The organism is Bifidobacterium sp. LH_413 (assembly GCF_056357015.1).
Window position 1 is genome coordinate 376,586 of sequence record NZ_JBKEVK010000002.1, and the last position, 17,056, is coordinate 393,641.

The 17,056-nt window shown below is 66.2% G+C and carries 12 protein-coding genes and 1 pseudogene; 2 read left to right on the plus strand and 11 right to left on the minus strand.

Features of this window, described 5'->3' with window-relative positions; genetic code table 11:
* The first annotated feature begins 120 nt into the window (after positions 1 to 120).
* A complete protein-coding gene (gene rhuM / locus AC1AYN_RS05595; protein ID WP_476532495.1) occupies positions 121 to 1,431 on the plus strand; it encodes a RhuM family protein in 1,311 nt (436 codons plus the stop codon).
* On the opposite strand, the gene msrB is transcribed toward rhuM, so the two are convergent.
* The 6 genes and pseudogenes from msrB to AC1AYN_RS05625 all read right to left on the minus strand — a co-directional run bounded on the left by msrB (position 1,335) and on the right by AC1AYN_RS05625 (position 9,989).
* Positions 1,335 to 2,402 carry a peptide-methionine (R)-S-oxide reductase MsrB gene (gene msrB, locus AC1AYN_RS05600; RefSeq protein WP_476532496.1) on the minus strand — a complete coding sequence of 356 codons (1,068 nt, stop codon included), beginning with the start codon at positions 2,400 to 2,402 and terminating at the stop codon, positions 1,335 to 1,337. The two genes, rhuM and msrB, sit on opposite strands and share 97 nt — an antisense overlap.
* Positions 2,403 to 2,412: 10 nt before the next feature.
* Positions 2,413 to 5,139 carry a bifunctional lysylphosphatidylglycerol flippase/synthetase MprF gene (locus AC1AYN_RS05605; protein WP_476532497.1) on the minus strand — a complete coding sequence of 909 codons (2,727 nt, stop codon included), beginning with the start codon at positions 5,137 to 5,139 and terminating at the stop codon, positions 2,413 to 2,415.
* Between the two features lie 80 nt (positions 5,140 to 5,219).
* Positions 5,220 to 6,722, minus strand: a complete 1,503-nt coding sequence (locus AC1AYN_RS05610) for an alpha/beta hydrolase (protein WP_476532498.1) — start codon at positions 6,720 to 6,722, stop codon at positions 5,220 to 5,222.
* A gap of 650 nt (positions 6,723 to 7,372) precedes the next feature.
* Positions 7,373 to 7,903 carry an Hsp20/alpha crystallin family protein gene (locus AC1AYN_RS05615; protein WP_476532499.1) on the minus strand — a complete coding sequence of 177 codons (531 nt, stop codon included), beginning with the start codon at positions 7,901 to 7,903 and terminating at the stop codon, positions 7,373 to 7,375.
* Between the two features lie 751 nt (positions 7,904 to 8,654).
* Positions 8,655 to 8,939 (minus strand): annotated as a pseudogene (locus AC1AYN_RS05620) (acylphosphatase); the annotation flags it as partial.
* 138 nt (positions 8,940 to 9,077) lie between these two features.
* Entirely contained in the window at positions 9,078 to 9,989 is a 912-nt protein-coding gene (locus AC1AYN_RS05625; protein ID WP_476532500.1) for a DMT family transporter, read from the minus strand.
* Between the two features lie 84 nt (positions 9,990 to 10,073).
* Between AC1AYN_RS05625 and AC1AYN_RS05630 the strand changes: the two genes are divergently transcribed.
* Positions 10,074 to 10,394, plus strand: a complete 321-nt coding sequence (locus tag AC1AYN_RS05630) for a hypothetical protein (RefSeq protein WP_476532501.1) — start codon at positions 10,074 to 10,076, stop codon at positions 10,392 to 10,394.
* 167 nt (positions 10,395 to 10,561) lie between these two features.
* Here the strand turns inward: AC1AYN_RS05630 and AC1AYN_RS05635 are convergent, their stop codons facing one another.
* The 5 genes from AC1AYN_RS05635 to AC1AYN_RS05655 all read right to left on the minus strand — a co-directional run bounded on the left by AC1AYN_RS05635 (position 10,562) and on the right by AC1AYN_RS05655 (position 17,019).
* On the minus strand, positions 10,562 to 11,752 hold the full coding sequence (locus AC1AYN_RS05635; RefSeq protein ID WP_476532502.1) for a toxic anion resistance protein: 1,191 nt from the start codon (positions 11,750 to 11,752) through the stop codon (positions 10,562 to 10,564).
* A 279-nt stretch (positions 11,753 to 12,031) separates the two neighbouring features.
* Positions 12,032 to 13,141 (minus strand): hypothetical protein, encoded by a 1,110-nt coding sequence (locus AC1AYN_RS05640; RefSeq protein ID WP_476532503.1) that lies wholly within the window; start codon positions 13,139 to 13,141, stop codon positions 12,032 to 12,034.
* Positions 13,138 to 13,854: a hypothetical protein gene (locus AC1AYN_RS05645; protein WP_476532504.1), complete on the minus strand. Its 717-nt coding sequence runs from the start codon at positions 13,852 to 13,854 to the stop codon at positions 13,138 to 13,140. The genes AC1AYN_RS05640 and AC1AYN_RS05645 overlap by 4 nt, the downstream gene beginning before the upstream one ends.
* Positions 13,854 to 15,602, minus strand: coding sequence for a VWA domain-containing protein (locus AC1AYN_RS05650; protein ID WP_476532505.1), 1,749 nt, complete (start codon positions 15,600 to 15,602; stop codon positions 13,854 to 13,856). Before AC1AYN_RS05650 ends, AC1AYN_RS05645 begins: the two co-directional genes overlap by 1 nt.
* Positions 15,603 to 15,921: 319 nt before the next feature.
* On the minus strand, positions 15,922 to 17,019 hold the full coding sequence (locus AC1AYN_RS05655) for an alpha/beta fold hydrolase (RefSeq protein WP_476532506.1): 1,098 nt from the start codon (positions 17,017 to 17,019) through the stop codon (positions 15,922 to 15,924).
* Between the last annotated feature and the right edge of the window lie 37 nt (positions 17,020 to 17,056).

A 17,056-nucleotide genomic window follows, 5' to 3' on the forward strand; every position in this document is an offset into this window, starting at 1 on the left:
TCACGTGAAACACCGCCGCAAGACCATCGCACCCCGCGTTCACCCCTTGCATCGCGCCGCGCCGGCGGCAAAACGACCGTCTCGACGTGTCGTATATAGCAGATATGCTATATTAGAGGTATGAAAAGCATTGAGGAGCTGCGCGAGGAGCGCCGGCGACTGCACGTCACGCAGGGCGCGGTGGCGAAGGCCATGGGGACCACCCAGTCGGCGCTGTCGCGCGCGGAACGCGAGGGAAATCCGACGCAGGATTTCCTGCAGCGGTACGAGCAGGCGCTCGACGCCCTCACCAGCCCGCTCACACCGGCCACGGCGAGCCTCACCGGCATCATCTTGCCCGATGCCGATGATGAGCCCGACGTGGCCGCATCATCAGACATCGTCACGAACACGCCGCCCCACGAATCAGCCAAGAACATTGAACTGTACCGTTCCGAGGACGGCACCATACAACTGGAAGTCAATGTGAACGGCGACACGGTATGGCTGACTCAGGCCCAGATGGCGGAACTGTTCGACCGTTCCGTAGCGTCGATTTCTCGACATATCGCCAACGCCATCGCGGAAGGAGAAATCAACGGAGAAAGCAATTTGCAAAAAGTGCAAATTGCCCACTCCGACAAGCCCGTCACCTACTACGATCTCGACGTCATTATTTCCGTGGGCTATCGTGTGAAATCGCAACGCGGCGTGCAATTCCGCCGCTGGGCCACCACCGTGCTGAGGCGATACCTCATCGATGGCTATGCGGCCAACAAGCGACGTCTGGAACAACTGGGAAGAATCGTCAACGTGCTTGCCCGCAGCGACAACCAGCTGGCGGCCGGCATCGCGGATGTGGTATCAAGCTACCTGCCGGGATTGGACATGCTGCGCGACTACGATGCGCGCGAACTATCTCCTGAACCGCAAACACATCCGGTCTGGAAACTCGGAGCCGATGACGTCCATGCTCTGGCGATGCGCCTGCGACAGGCGTACCCCGCCGATTCGTTGCTCGGACGGGAACGGGGCGAATCCGTGGAACGCATCATCGGCGCCATCTATCAGAGCTTCGACGGCCAGGACCTGTACCCGACAGTCGAGGAGAAAGCCGCGCATCTGCTGTATTTCATGGTCAAGGACCATCCGTTCGCCGACGGCAACAAACGTATGGCCGCCGCACTGTTCGTGCGATTCCTTGAGGGAAACGCCGACGCCTTCGCCGGCGGCCATACGCCGGAAATCACCAACAACGATCTTGCGGCCATCACGTTACTCGTAGCGGTAAGCGACCCTGACGAAAAGGACGTGATGATTGATTTGGTAGAACGGATGCTGGCCGAGCCGCGCCGTCACTCGCCGGCCACACCGGCCACACCAGCCGCACCGGCACCATCCACACCGTCACCGTCGGCATCGCCGTCGACCGCCGGGATCCACTTGGCGTAGCCTTCGGCCTCCATGCGGGAGCGAGGCACGAACCGCAGCGAGGCCGAATTCATGCAGTAGCGCAGGCCGCCGCGCTCGGCGGGACCGTCCTCGAACACATGGCCGAGATGAATCTGCGTGTCCGCGGTGCGGATCTCGATGCGCGGGCGGCCGGGCACGCGGTCGTCGGCATGCTCGGTCAGCGAGGAGGCGTCCAGAGGCTTCGAGAACGCGGGCCAGCCGCAGCCGGAATCGAACTTGTCGCGCGACGAGAACAGCGGCTCGCCGCTCACGATGTCCACGTAGATGCCCGGCTCGAACGTGTGGTCGTACTCGTTGACGAACGGACGCTCGGTGGCGGCGTTCTGCGTCACCGCGAACTGTTCGAGCGTCAGGTCCCAAATCTTCTCCACGTACTTCTGGCGGCGCTTCACGTTCGCGATCGCGGCGAGCGGGATATGGCAGTAGCCGCCGGGATTGTTCACCAGATAATCCTGATGATGCGCCTCAGCCGGGTAGAAGTTGCGCAGCGGCTCGATGAGCACGGCCGGACGCTGCGGCTGACGGTCGATCAGCTGCTCGATCGCGGCGATGTAGGTCGACCGCTGCGCATCGGACGTGAAGAACATGCCGGTACGGTACTGGCGGCCGGAATCCTCGCCCTGACGGTCCACGGAGAACGGGTCGATGACCTCGAGGAACAGCAGCGAAAGCGTGCGCAACGTCACGCGTGACAGGTCGAACGTCACCTTCACGGTTTCGGCGGCATCGGTCTGACCCGCGCACACCTGCTCATAGGTCGGGTTCTCGACGGTGGACTGCGCGTAGCCGACGGTCGTGTCGGTCACGCCGTCCACGTTCTGGAAGTAGCGTTCCAGCCCCCAGAAGCAGCCGCCCGCGAAATAGGCGACGTTCGTCTCGGGCGCGGAAGCCCCGCCCGTCACGCCCGTGGCATCCGTCGCATTGCTCTTGGTCTCGTTCGTATCAGTCATGTCCCCAAGACTACTTGCGCAGCGTCCTGAGCATGCCGGCTATCTCGCCGGGCGTGACGGACGGCACGTAGGCGTGGGTGACGGCCAGGCCGATCTGCGCGAGCTTCGCCGCATCCGGGTAGCACACGTACACGGGCTCTTCGCTCGGTTGGAACTTGCGTTTGAAGTTGAACAACGAGTGGAATCCGTACGCGGGTTCCATCCAGTCGGCCACGAGCTGGAGCGCATGCTGCAGCACCTCGATGCCGTCACCGGCGCCGCCCGGCAGCGTGTTGTCCCGTTCCGGATTCATGCCGGCCAGCGGCGCGGCGGACAGGCTCATGAACTCGACGGCCGACCCAGCCCCAGCCGAGCCAGCCCCATCCGAACCAGCCGAAGCCCCCTCATCCCGCAACCGTTCCGCCATACGCGCGATCAGGAACTCCATCACGCCGTTCGGGCTGTCCGGACGGTGCCGCATGAAGTCGAGCGTCCATCCGACGATCCGCCCGTCGCGCCACGTGGGCAGCCAGCTGGTCACACCGAGCACGCGGCCGTCCGCGTCCATCGCGTACAACAGCCGCACGCGCGGGTCGCGCAGCTCCTCGACGCCACCCAGCGTGAACTTCATCTCCGGCAGCGCCTTGCCCTGCGCCCACTCCTCGGAGATGTCCTCGATCTGCTCGCGCACGTCGAGCGGCGCGTCGAGGAACGTGGAGTACACGTCCACGACGCCCTGCCGCTTCGCCTTGTTGATCGCGGTGCGGATGTCCTGCCACTTCTTGCCGGTCGTCTTCCACTGCCGCGGGTCGACGACCATCTCGCCGCCCACTTCGATCGACTGCCATCCCATCGCGAGCAGCCGGTCGCGCTGTTCGCGATGCACCGCGTAGAACGCGGGCGTCAGCGACCGCGACGCGCAATACTTCGAGAACGCGATCAGATCATCATCCCACTCGGACGGATCGCCGAACGGCCCGGTGCAGGTGAGCGCCACGCCGCCCCACACACGATACGCGACCGCGGACCGCCCGGAATCGGACATCCAATACTCGTTGCCCTCCCACGTGGTCATGAAGCTCATCGACTCGCCGCCGGCCTCGACGAGCCGTTCCGCACGGGCGCGCGCACGCTCGTCGACCGCCGTCACGTCGCCCATCCACCGCACGACGACCACCAGCACGACGATCCAGAACACGAGTCCCACGCCCTGGTACACGATCGACGCGAGCGGCGTGACCGGCACGAACGCGAGTCGCACGTGACTGAGGAAACCAATCGGCAGGAACCGTCCCGGCAGCTCGGCGAGCAGCGTCGCGGCCGTGGCACGCGGCGCGAACTCGCCCGGAAGCGCGAGACCGTACAGCAGGTACACGGCCGTGCATGCGAGCAGCGCGAGCACGCACGCCGTGACGCCGCCGGCGAGACGCCGCCATCCGACGCGCACCGGGAACCGGCGCAGACCGACGAGCAGCGCCACGGCGAACGCGAACGGCGGCAGCGCGTTCGCGACGCACGCGGCGAACGCGCCATGGTCGACGAGCGAGTAGACGCCGTCCGGCGCGAACCGCAGCGGCACGACGAGATAGTAGGCGACCGCGACGCCCGCCGTGACGAGATTGACGGCGATGGAGGCGATCGCGGCGAACCGACGGCCGCGGTACAGGCCCCACGCGAGCACGAGCGTGACGGCGGTGGGCAGCAGCGAGCGCAGCACCGCGCCGGGCATCGACGTGCGCAGCAGGTCGAACTGGAGGAAGCAGTCGGTGCGCGTGGAGCCGGCGATGCAGCGGGCGAGCGTGCCGTCGTCGGCCGCGGCGGGGCTCATGATGAGTCCCAGCGTGCTCAGCGGTCCGGCGTGCGTGTGCGCGGTGATGGCGAGCACCGGGCCGAGCGCGAGCACGATGGCGATCGCGGCGTAGAGGCGGCGGATTTCGTACGAGGTGCCGCGCAGCCAGTGCCAGCGGGTTTCGGCGGATTCGGTTCCGGCCGAGGCGTCGGTTTCGGCGCGCGTCGCGTCGTGCGTCGCGTCGAGCGCGCCGACGCGACGTTCGCGCTGCCGCATCACCACGCCGGCGACATGGCCGATGATCGCGGCGGCGAGGATGCAGTAGCCGCCGGGATTGCCGCTGTACAGCAGCGTGACCAGAATCGCCACGTAGCCGACGAGACGGATGCGCTGCCGCCACAGGTGCGTGCAGTACGCGCTGGCGGCCATCAGCGCGCCGACCGGCAGCGTGAGCGGGCTCAGCACGAACGAGATGCGCTCGATGATGCGGGTGTCATGCAGCAGCGACCCGGTCGCGGCGCACAATGTCAGACCGACAATCACGCCGCCGAGCGCGCATGCGACGGCGATGCGCACGGTGCGCGCGCGGCCCAGCCATCGTTCGGCGATGGACAGCATGACGAGCCACAGCAACGCGTCGAAGACCAATTGGATGACGCCGCGTGCGAGGAACAGCGAGCACAGGAGCTTGCCGAAGCTGAATTCGGCCATGCTGGTGTGCAGGCGCAGCGGGAAGTCGAATCCGGTGACGGCCGCCGCGATCCACGCGACGAGATTCACCGCCACGAACGCGAGCGTCGCGCCGACGGCGAACCGGTGCGCGTCCGCCCATCGGCGTGCGTCGCCGGCGAGCGCCTGCCACGCCTGGGTGGTCGGCCGGGTCTTGCCCGATTGCGGCCGGGCCGTCTGCCGGGGCCGGCCCGACTGCCGGGACTGCGACTGCCCGGACTGCGACGACTGTCCGGCCATCCCGTTCCGTTGCGACTGCCCAGTCGTTCCGTTCCGTTGCGACTGCCCGGCCGTTCCGTTCCGTTGCGACTGCTCTCCGCTCATTCCTGCACCTCCACTTGCGGGTAATCCTTGACGGCCTTCGTCATCGCGCCGAGCCCGGTGCGCGCGCTGAACCAGTCGACGCCGGGCTTCCACACGGCCTGCACCGCATGCCAGTCGTGGCCGTGGCCGGGCACGACGATCTCGGTCACGTCGCTCACGCCGGCCTTGCGCGCGGCCGCGGCGATCGTGCGCATGTTGCGCACCGAATCCTTGTCGCGCTCCCCCGCGCCGGCGAACAGCGCGAGGCCGCGCGCCTCGCCGGGGTCGAGCGCGGCGAGCGCGTTGACCGGCACCTGCGCGTCGTAGTCGGCGCGACGGCCGCGGAAGTAGTTCTTCGTCATGTCGGCGACGGACCCGTTGGTCGGCTTGAGTTCGCCGTCGACGGGCAGCATCGCGCCGTACAGTTCCGGGTGGCGCGGCGCGATCTGCGTCGTGCACGTGCCGCCCTGCGAGAATCCGCCGATCGCCCACATGCGCGGGTCGGTCGCGACGGGCAGCGTGCGTTTCGTCCACGCGACGACGTCGCGCGTGAGATACGTTTCCGCGTCGCCCTGGCTGGTGTCGGCGCACAGGCTGTTGTGCGTGTCGGCACCGTTCTGGTCCGGCACGACGACGACTGGCGCGAGACCGTCATGCGCGTCGGCGTACGCGTTCATCATGCGCGCGAGGCCGGCGGCCGCGACCAGCCGCCCCGGACTGCCCGGCTGCCCGGCGAGCAGCTCCATGACCGGCAGCCGCGGCGGCCGCTTCGCGAGCGCGGCCGGCGGCAGGTATACCATCGCCTTGCGCGCCGCGAAATGGGATTTCGTGTTCGGGATGGTCACGGACAGTATGCGGCCGTGCGCGGGATGGTCCGGCGCGTCGTGACGCGCGGCGGCGGCGCGCCACTGCGCGACCGTCATCGCCGCGCGGTGGATGGTCACCGAGTCGATCGACGCGTACGGCGTGTACCCGACGACGCTGCCGACGGTCTGGTATTCGCCGAAGATCGCGTCGACGCGCAGCGCGGTGGCGAGCAGCGTGAGCGGGATGAGGATGACCGCGATCGCGCGGGTGATGCGGCGAGCAACGGCGCGGGGCGCGCGGCGACGGTTCGCGACGACGATTGCGGCGGCGATCGCGCCGAGACCGGCGAACCCGCAGGCGACGGCGATGATGACCGGCCAGCCGAGCGAGACGCCGAACACCATGATGCCGTCGGAGATGAACCATGCGAGGAGCAGGCCGATGAGGCCGGCGGCGAGCGCGGCGGCGGGGATGGCGAGCGCGGGAAGGAAGGCGGCGCGCGGGGTTGCGGAGGCTGGTGTGGCGGCGGAATCCGCGGGCTTGCCGGGAGCCGGGCTGAAAGCCTGGCTGGGAGCCCGGCTGGAAACCTGGCTGAAAACCTGAGTCGGGCGGACGAGCGCGACGGCGAGCGATATGACGAGTGCGACCGCGGCGCATGCGGTGACTATGAACACGGTCCGCGGCAATACGCCCCGGACCAGCGACATCTGCATCAACCATGCCGATGACGCCATATCCAATGTTGAGACCGAAGCAGAACCCATCTCGATCATCCCCATGACATACTCACCATGCGCTTCACAATGCGCACGTAAGCCTAACACGCGATTCAGGAAGAGCCGAGAAAACCCAAGATTCTCCCCGACGATTCCCATGATTCACTCAGGTTGGGCCACAGGCCCGTCCTTGATTGCGGGCGGGGTGTCGGCTCCCGGCGAAGCCGGGTGGGGGAGAGATAGTTGCAAACGTCACGTTCCAGCTATCTCTCCCCCAGTCAGCCTGCGGCTGACAGCTCCCTCGTCAGAGGGAGCCATAAGGAAGGCGGCAACCCCCGTACAACGACAAAAGAGGCCGGCGCATCGGGGATGATTCTCGATGCGCCGGCCTCTTGTTGGCTGGCATTGTTTCCGCGTCGCCCGTCTACTCAATCCCAAGGAAGGGGGACGTATGGGGCGGACGGCGTACCGTCAGATGCGCTCAGTCTGAGCCTACAGACAGCCACCGGGCTGCCTGCTTAACGGCGTCTCCTCCGGCCCTGCAATTACGGACCGGCCTACGGCCGGGCCCAGACCTGCCTTCGCTCGGCTTTCGCCTCGCTCAGGCTGAGCCTACAGACAGCCCACCGGGCTGTCTGCTTAACGGCTCAGCCTTCAATCGCGATCTGGTGCTTGGACTCGACTTGCGGCTGGGCCTGCATCTTCGGAACCTGGATGCACAGCGTGCCGTTGTTGTAGCTGGCGTGGATGTCGGATTCCTTCACCTCGTCGCCCACGTAGAAGCTACGAGAGCAGGAACCCATGTAGCGTTCGCGACGCAGCCAACGACCGGACTCGTCGGAACCGCAGGCGCACTGCTCGCCCTTGCCCTGGGCGTCGGAGGCGTTCGCGGACTCCGGAGCCTTGTCCTCATGCTCGCTGGAACGCGAGGCGGACACGGTCAGGTAGCCGTTGTTCAGCTCGAGCTTGATGTCGTCCTTCTTGAAGCCCGGCATATCGATGTCCACGTCGTAGCCCTTGTCGGTCTCACGCACATCCGTGGTCATCATGTTCGCCATCGTGTTCGCCGGCATCATGGAGCCCATCTGAGAGTCCATGTTGCGCCAACCCTCGAAGAACGGGTCATCGAACAGATCGGAGAACATCGTGTCATTCATCAAAGCCGGAAACATCGCCATAATCGGTACTCCTTCAACAAGGAGAGAACACGGCTTGGCTACCGTCCCGCCCGCCGCCCTGCCATAGGCGGCGAACGGAAGCGGATATCGTGGCCGGTTCCGGAACCCCTTCCGGGGCTCTCACCTTCGCCTTTCACTTCACTCAATTCCCGAGAGCCCGAATCATTCCACGGTTTTACCCACAGTGAACATGCCCGGGAATCAGCGAATACGGACGCGAACCCGCGAATGCGCATGGTTTGGAGGGCGGTGTGCATGGTTCAGAACGCAACCTGCATGGTTTCCGGAGCAACCTGCACGATTCCCGGGGCAATGTGTAGTCCTCCGGACCGAACGTGTACGGTGTGGTGCCGAAGAACGACCTGGCACAGGCACAAGCGCCTACGCAAAAGCCCGGAATTCCGCCAAACGTCCTACCGGCCGACAGAGCGAACAGGCGGCTCTTCACGCCGCCACCCCACAGGTTCGCTCAGATGGACTACACGTTCGTTCCGCAATCATGCACGTTCGCCCCGGAACCATACACAACCAGTCAGAAACCCTACACAACGCCCCGCAAACCATACACATTCGCCATACGGCCAGCCTATGCGCCTACCGCATACGGGATATAACGCGGCTCAAAGGGCAACGAAGCGGAGCAGCACCGCGCGATCAACGCCATTCAGGCATCGGGATAGACGCGGAAGGAATCGGCCCGTTCCGCCGCACGGCGAAAACCGTCCCCGGCACGGGAACCTCGCTTGGAGCCAATGCCGGCACGCATCCCGGCACCGTCTTCCGCCGGGATCTCGCGCACTTCCACATGCTCGACCTGCGACCAGCGGGGGCCGACCTTCAGCGCGCTGATCAGCTGCGCGACCGCGGCGCGCGACCCCTGCGCCTCGACCTCCACCGAGCCGTCATAGCGGTTGCGCACCCATCCGGACAGTCCGCCGATCGCGCGCACCTTCGTCACCACGAAGTAGCGGAATCCCACGCCCTGCACCATGCCCGTCACCACGGCATGCACACGGATGATCTCATCACTCATCATTACTCATTCCAATCGTTCGATAGGTCGGCGTCCCCTTCGCAAGGACGGGAACGGGAAGACAAAGAAGACAGGGACCGGGAGAGACTGCGAGAAAGTAAGGGGAAAGGGCCAAGGGGGAGGGCCTTAGGCACGCGCCCGTCACCGCACCAGGAACACCATGGCGAGGATGAGCACGAAGCCCACCAGGTCGGTGGGCGTGAACACGGCCCCGAGGAACAGCACCGACGAGACGGTGGCGGCGACCGGCTCGACCGTGCCGAGCATCGTGGCGCGCATCGCGCCGACCCGCACCACGCCCGCGAGGAACAGTCCGAACGCCCCGAACGTGCCCAGCACCACGGTGAACGCCATCAGCGCCCAGCCGAGCCCGTCGAACGAGGGCGACCCGGCCCACGGCCGCACAATCGGCAGCAGCACCAGCCCCGAGATGACGAACATCACGCCGTTGACCACCATGTTGCCCCACCGCTGCACGAGCTTCATCGGCAGAATCGACATCGCGCCGGTCGCCGCCGCGTTGATGAGCCCCCACACGAGGCCCATGGCCGGCAGTTTCAGCGTGGACAGGTCGCCACCGGTGGCGATGAGCACGGTGCCGGCGAACGCGAGTGCGACGCCCGCGCTTTCTCGCAGTCCAGGCAAGCGCCGCCCGCGGATGCAGACGAACAGCAGCACGAACAGCAGGTTCAGCGACTGCAATACGGTGGCGGTTCCGGCGTTCGTCCAGTCGATCGAGGAGAGGTAGGCGACCTGCACGGCGAGCACGCACACGAGCGAGCACACGAAGAACGACAGATACGATTTCCGGTCGCGCACCGCGCCGGCGACGAGTTTCGGCGTGCGGATGCCCGCCGCGGCGAGGAACAGGACGCCGGCGAACAGTTCGCGCATGCAGGCGAGCCACAGCGGATCGACGTGGTACGGCCCCATCAGCACCTTCGACACGGTGGCGTTGCAGCCCCACAGCAGTCCGCCGAACAGGACGAGGCCGGCGCCGATCAGGATGTCGCGCGGCGTGCGTTCGAATGTGGGGGTGCTCTTCTCACTCATGGCTACCAGTATGGCACCGGACGATTCCCGAACCGCGGCAGAACCACGGCCGGACCACGGCCGAACGGCACTATGCTGGGGCGTATGAGCGAAGCACATGAATCCGAGAAGCAGTCACAGAGCCGGTCGCGGTCCGGCGAAGACGAGGACGGTCTCAAGCCGGTGAGCGCGAAGACGCGCACCGTCACCATCGTCGCGACCGTAATCGGCCTGGTCGTCGTGTTCCTCGCGCTGGGCTTCTTCGTGCACTGGGGACTCGCGGCGATCTTCGCGATCATCATGGTGCCGGGCGCGATCTCGATGGCGATCGTCGCGCGTCACCCGGAGAAGACGGGTGGGCGCAGCATGCTCGGCGTCTCGAATCCGAACACGCTGCTCGAACCGTTCACGGGGAAGCGGAAGTAGGGCTCTCCTTACACCCCCTCAGTCGCCTTTGGCGACAGCTCCCCCGCAATTACGGACAGCCTGCGGCTGACCTCATATCGGCTCGCCTGTCGGCTCGCACGTCGCCTACAAACGCCTCTGGCGTTTGCTTCACGGCGGCGTCCCGTCAGAGGGAGGCATGAAACGAGTCACATGGCCTGGGCGTTTTCGATGAGGGCGTTCCTGAGGTCGGATTCGATCTGACGCATCTTGACCTGGGCGGCCTCACGGTTCGCCTTGCCCTGCTTCTGGATCTGCACGGTCTCCTTCAGCGTGGCGATGAGCTCCGAGTTGATCTTCTCCAGCGTCTCGATCTCCACCACGGACCGCTGGTTCGCCTTCTCCGCGTCCACCGCGCCCTTGTGCAGGGCCGACGCGTTGCGCTGCAACAGCTTGTTGGTCACGTCGTCGGCCTTGTTCTGCAGGTCGAGCGCCTTGCGCTGGTTGGACAGGCCGAGCGCGATCACCATCTGCGACTTCCACACCGGAATCGTCGTGGAGATGGTCGTGTCGATCTTGTCGACGATGGTCTGGTCCGCGTTCTGGATGATCTTGATCTGCGGCGCGGTCTGCAGCGTGACGACGGAGATGCGGTCGAGGTCGTCGAGGCGCTTCTCGAACCGGTCGAGCTTCGCCTTGAAGTCCTTGAGCAGCTGCGCCTGCATCGGGTCGCCGCTCTTCGTCGCCTCCGCCTCGAGCGCGGGCAGCTGCGTGGCGCGGAAGTCGGCGAGCGCCTTCTTGCCGGCGAGCACGGTGATCTTGAGTTCGCGGTACTGCTGCGCGTTCTGCTCGTACATCGTGTTGTACATGGAGATGTCGGCGACGAGGCGCGACTGCGCGGCCTCCAGCTTGGTGATAATCTCGTCGATCTGCGCGTCGACCTTCTGGTAGCGGCGGCGCAGCTTGTCGATCGAGACGGCCACCTGGCCGAGGATCGGGATCTTGCGGAATCCGCTGAGTTCGGCCTCGTCGATGGTGACGAGCATCGTGCCGAGCAGTTCGCCCGCCTCGCCGGTGTCCTTCGAGCGGGTTTCGGAGAGGATTTCGTCGGCGAACGTGCTGGTGGCGCGTTGCGCGTCCTTGCCGTAGCTGGATTCGATGCCGTCGCGGGTGAAGTCGATCTGGTCGGCCATCTGCGCGACGGTCTGCTGGTCGGCGGGCGGCAGTTTCGCGATCTGCTGGTCGGGTGTGAGTTGGGTCGCGTCGGCGACGGCCTGTGCGGCGGTGGGGACGAGTTCGCCGGCTGCGGCGCCCGTTCCGGCGCCGTTCAGCCCGGCGAGTGCGGGATTCGTGACCGTGTTGCCGCCGGCGAGGTCGGCGAGTGAGATCTGTTTTGCCATGATGATTGTGTTCCTTTCGTGTTCTGCGACTTGCCCCCCCTCAGTCGCCTTCGGCGACAGCTCCCCCTGAAGGGGGCGCAGGTCTCTCCCCCACCCGCTTCGCGGGAGCCCATCCGCAATTACGGACGGGCCTACGGTCCGACCTGACCTTGGCTCGCTTGTCAGCTCGCACACCGCCTACGAATGCCTCCGGCATTCGCTTTACGGCGTTGTCCCGTCAGAGGGGGCCGAAGAATAGCAACTCCGCCAGAGTGGGGCCTATTGGAGCCCGGTGCAGCGTCACTGCGGCTGCGGCGTCAGTCCTTTGAGGGCTTCGATGAGCTCCTGCATGGCGCTGTTGCGGGGCAGTTCGGAGACGGCGGGGATCTGGTCGAGCGTGCCGTTCACCTTGAAGCGCTTGATCGAGTCGGTGCCGGTGAAGTTGGCGGCGCGGAACCCGTGCTGCTCCCAGGCGAGCTTCTGGATCGCGGGCGATTTGAGCACGGTGAGCAGCTTCTCCCCCTTCTTGTCGAGCGCCATCAGCGTGTGCGTGCTCCACACGGTGGGCGTCGGGTAGACGATGACGACATCGTCCTTGATCTGCTTGAACGCGTCCGGCTGGTTGACGGCGAGGTCGAGGATCTGCGCTTCGTAGCCGACCATCATCGGCTTGGAGCCGACGCCGAGCGTGAGGAACTGGTTGAACGAATCCTCGGACGAGTTCTCCATCCATCCGGACTTCGCGAAGATCGACTTGATGGTCTCCTTGTCGCGGGCGAGCGAATCGGTGGTGGCGGGCTGGCCGCCGTTGAGCACGTTGGCGATGAGCGCCGCGTACTCGTTGCCGGAGTTGGACTGGACCGGGTCGGTGGAGTCGATGCGGAACTGTCCGTAGCCGGCCGCGTAGCCGACGTCCGCCCACGTCTTGTCGTGCACCATCGCGTCGACGGCCTTGGCCATGTCCATCGAGTAGACGCCGTCCTTGCTTTTGCTCATCAGTCCGCTGGAGACGAGACCATCGGCGACGGCCTTGTGCGTGTACAGCACGATCGGCGAGTTGAACACGATGTCGCTCTGCGTGGCCTTCACACCCTTGTCCGCGCCGTATTCGACGGCGGCGCGGGAGGAGGGGAACAGGTAGTCCATGCCCTTCGTGTCCGCGGTCATCATCGCGAGGCTGCCGGCCTTGCGGTAGTCGACGTTGAGACCCTGCGCGGCGGCGGCCTTCTGGAAGTCCGGATCGTCGAACAGTCCGATCTTCTCGCCGCCGAGGTAGCCGTTCACCTTCACCGTCTCGACGGGCGCGGCCGGCTTGGGCTGCGCCTGCCGCCAGACGAGCGTGCCGCCGATGATGGCGACGATGGCGAGCAGCGCCACCAATCCGATGATCTTCGATTTCGACAGTTTCATTGTTGTGATTCGACTTTCTGCTCTGGCTGCTCTGGTGACTCGCCGGACCACCCCCCGGCCGGCAAAGCCTGCCGACCCCCGCCGGCGGGGGTGGAGGCGGGCGCCGCCGTCTGGTAGCCGTCCATGCTGGCGAGGCGCTGGATCGCGTCGGAGTCGGCGGCGATGCCGAGCGTCTTCGAACTGACGGCGCGGCTCAGTTCGCCGGCGGCGGTGCGTTCCAGCACCTGCAGCGCCTCGATGGTCTCGACTCTCGCCTTCTCGGCCTGGTCATGCGCGCCGGACGATTCGACGTCCACGTAGGCGCGCAGCAGTTTCTGCGTCTGTTCGCCGTACACGGTGATGTAGTGGCGCAGGATCGCGTAGGCGGACGTGTCCTTGGCGACGTAGTCGACGAGGCTGCGGGTCGCGGCGACGAAGTCGTCCGCCTCGGCCTTCACCTGCTCGTCGTGCACCTGCCGGGCGAGCATGGCGATCGCGTTGAGGCGCGAGTTGGCGGCGTCGATCGCGTCGGCCGCCTTCTGCCCGTTCGGCAGCGCGCTGGCGAGCATGTGGCCGATGCGGCGTTCCGGCTCGGTGAGCGACGATCCGGCGACATAGCCGAGCGCGGCGAGCGCGAGCGAGACGCCGAGGCCGATGACGCCGCCGCCGGAGACGGCGAATCCGAGTGCGGCGAGCACGCCGCCGGCGATGATTCCGCAGATGATCTGGAGCATCAGTTGAATCCCTTGACGGTGCGGAACACGTCGGCGAGGTCGCCGGTGCGGCCGTCGAACACCTTCGCGTTGGACATCTGCGCGATCGGGTCGAGCTGCGAGGAGTCGGCGTCGCCGAACATGATCGAGAAGATCGGGACGTCGAGGCTGTCGTCCTTGTACTGGGCGAGCGCGGCGTCACGGTTGTTGACCTGCGACTGGCCGTCGGTCATCAACACGATCGCGGTCGTGTAGTCGTTCTTCTGGTCGGCGCCCGGCAGCTGCTGGTACGCGGCTTCGAGTCCCGCGTAGATGTCGGTGCCGCCGTCGGCCGCGGTGACTTCGGCTGTGTTGAGCAGGTTGCCGGTGTCGGTGCCGTTGGCGCGGATCGGATCGTGCGGAATGCTTTCAAACGGGATGAGGATGTTGACGTCGTTGCCGGAAGGCTGGATGTGTGCCGCCGCCGATTCGGTCGGGTCGAGCGCCGCCTTGAGGCCCTTGACGACGCCGTTCTTGCCGTCGCCATCCATCGAACCGGAGTAGTCGACGACCCACACGGTCCAGCTGGGCTTGCGCAGTCCGTTCTGGTACACGTCGAGCGCCTTGGTGATGGTCTTCGCGGTGGGCAGCGGAATCGCCTTCAGCGTGCTCGCGTTCGTGTCGATGCCCCAGGCGGCGCGGAACGACTGCTTGACCTGGCTGTCGGAGGCGTAGGTGAGCGCGCCGCCGAGTCCGGTGCGGCGGCCCGCGCGCTCGAATTCGAGCTTGGAGTCCTTGGAGTGCAGCGCCTTCGCGAACGCGTCGTACGCCTTGCGTTTGCCGGAGGCCTGGCCGCGGTCCACGTAGCCGAGCGGCGAATCGGACACGGCGATGCCATCGGACGGGTAAATGGTGAGGAGCGGGTCATGGCCGTTCTTCGTGAGCGTCTTATCGGCCTGGATGACGAGCGACTCGTAGTTGACCATCGAGTCGAAGCGGTCGGGGTTGGCCACGACCATGTCCTTCAGCCAGTCGGAGGAGCCGGAGGAGCGGTCCACGCCCTTGAGCAGCTGCGCGACCGACGAGGTGAGCGAGGCGTCGGCGAGGTCGCTGTCGGTGAGCGGGCCGGTGCCGCCGCGCAGCGCGGTCATGAACGCGAGGTACGCGGAGGCGCCCGAGTTGGACTGCGTGGCGGAGGTCATCGAGAACTTGAGGTCGCCGCTTTTCACCTTGGCGAGCACGTCGGCGGTGGAGACGGCCTTCGTCTTGCCGGAGGAGTCCGCCCAGCCGAGCTGTTCGGCCTTCTTCTTCGCGATGCCGAACACGATCGGCGTGGTGGACGTGCTCTGCGCGTCCTTGACGAGGTGCTTGGTGTCGCCCATCGAGATCCACATCGAGGAGGCGGGCCAGACGGCGTCGTACTCGGCGGCGCCGGATTCGAGTACGTTCATGATGTCGAGCGAACCCATGTAGTCGACGGTCACGGTCACGCCGGACGCGTCGGCGGCCTTCTGGATCGCGCCGGCCACCTCCTTGTTCTCGGAGCCGGAGGCGATGCGGATGTCGCCGGCGGAGCCGGAGCCCGGCTTGAACGTCTGCGTGGTGCCGTTGTTGCTCGTCGACGAGGTGCCGGCGGGGGCGGAACCTTTGCCGTCCGCGCCGTTCGACCCGTTGCCGGAACCATTCGATCCGTTGCCGCCCGACGCGCATCCGGTGAGCATCATGGCGGCGGCGCAGATCACTGCCGCCGCTGCGGCGATTCGACGGCGAAACCCAACTTTCCTATCCATGATTCCATTGTCGAACGCGCTTCTTGCGCCGCCGATACCGCCAAGCGACATCAAAGTGAACAATGCATGAAAAACAACACCCACCTACGTAGGGAACTTGCTTCGCCTCCGCTCACCCAACCCCCTCAGTCCGCTTCGCGGACAGCTCCCCCTGAAAGGGGGAGCAAAGGTGATGGTGGCCGAGTAGTCGGTGCTGTTGGCGCCCCAGGGAGGGGAGCAACCGATGATGTCGGGTTCCCTTGCGCCCCCTTCAGGGGGAGCTGGCCGGCCGTAGGCCGGACTGAGGGGGTCAAGGACCGAGCCACACGAAGCCCGTCCGCTACTCTTCGGCGAGCACTTTTTCGCCGTAGAAGGCGAGGATACGTTCCAGATAAGGCCCGGCGACCTTGTTCGGCATCGAGAAGACCTCGTGCTCGGATTCGGGGATGCGCACGAGCGTGGCCTGGCCGGAGCCGTCCTTGACACGGCGCACGAACTCGGTCTGCGGCTGGTTGCGCACCCAGATGTCGCGCCCGCACTGGAACAGCAGGATCGGCGTCTCGATCTCGGCGCATGCGGCCGGGGCGAGCACGGCCCGGTTCATGCGCATCGCCTGCCGCACCCATTCGAACGAGGCGCAGTACGTCTGATATTCGGGATTGGCGCAACGTAGTTCGTGGTACCAGCGTTCGCGCGGCTCGCTCGATAGCTGGTAGGAGCTCAGGTCGAGCACGCCGTCGAAGTCCTTCTGGCCGAACACGCGGTGGCGGCCCAATCCGCACGCGCACAACGCGCCGACGAGCGCGCGCGTCAGCCACATCGGCATGCCGGTCTGCGGCGCGATCATCGGCGCGGACAGCACGGCCCGGTCGAACAGCGACGGGTAGCGTTCCAGCACGGCCGCGCCGATGCCGCCGCCCATCGAATGGCAGAACAGGTTGAGCGGGCGGCCATCCGCATACGACTGTCCGATCGTTTCGGCGAACCCGGCGAGGTCGGCGACGTAGCGGCGCCAATCGTCGATCCAGACGAGCGACGGATTGTCAACGTCGCGCGCGGACTTGCCGTGCCCGCGATGGTCGAGCACGCACACGGAATAGCCGGCGAGCAGGAAATACCAGACGAGTTCGTCGTATTTCTCGGCGAACTCGGTGAACCCATGGCTGATGACGATCGCACCACGGAAGGCCGCGGTGGCGCCGGCCTCGCGCTGGGAGTCGAACTTGGCCGCGTCGTAGCACAGGTAGTGCAGCTGGCCGCCGCGACCGCCGGTGTCCATGTTGCCGGGCAGCGGTTCGAGCCCGGCGGCCCGTTCGGCGGCCGACGGGTCGAACCAGCCTTCGTCGCGGCAGGCGGCGAGCGCGGGGATCACGGTCCCGCGCATCGTCTCGGCGTACCGGCATTCGTCGATCATGTTCAGCTGCGTCATGCCGCCCATCCTACGCGAGCGGCGACGTGATAGCGCGGTCCGGTCC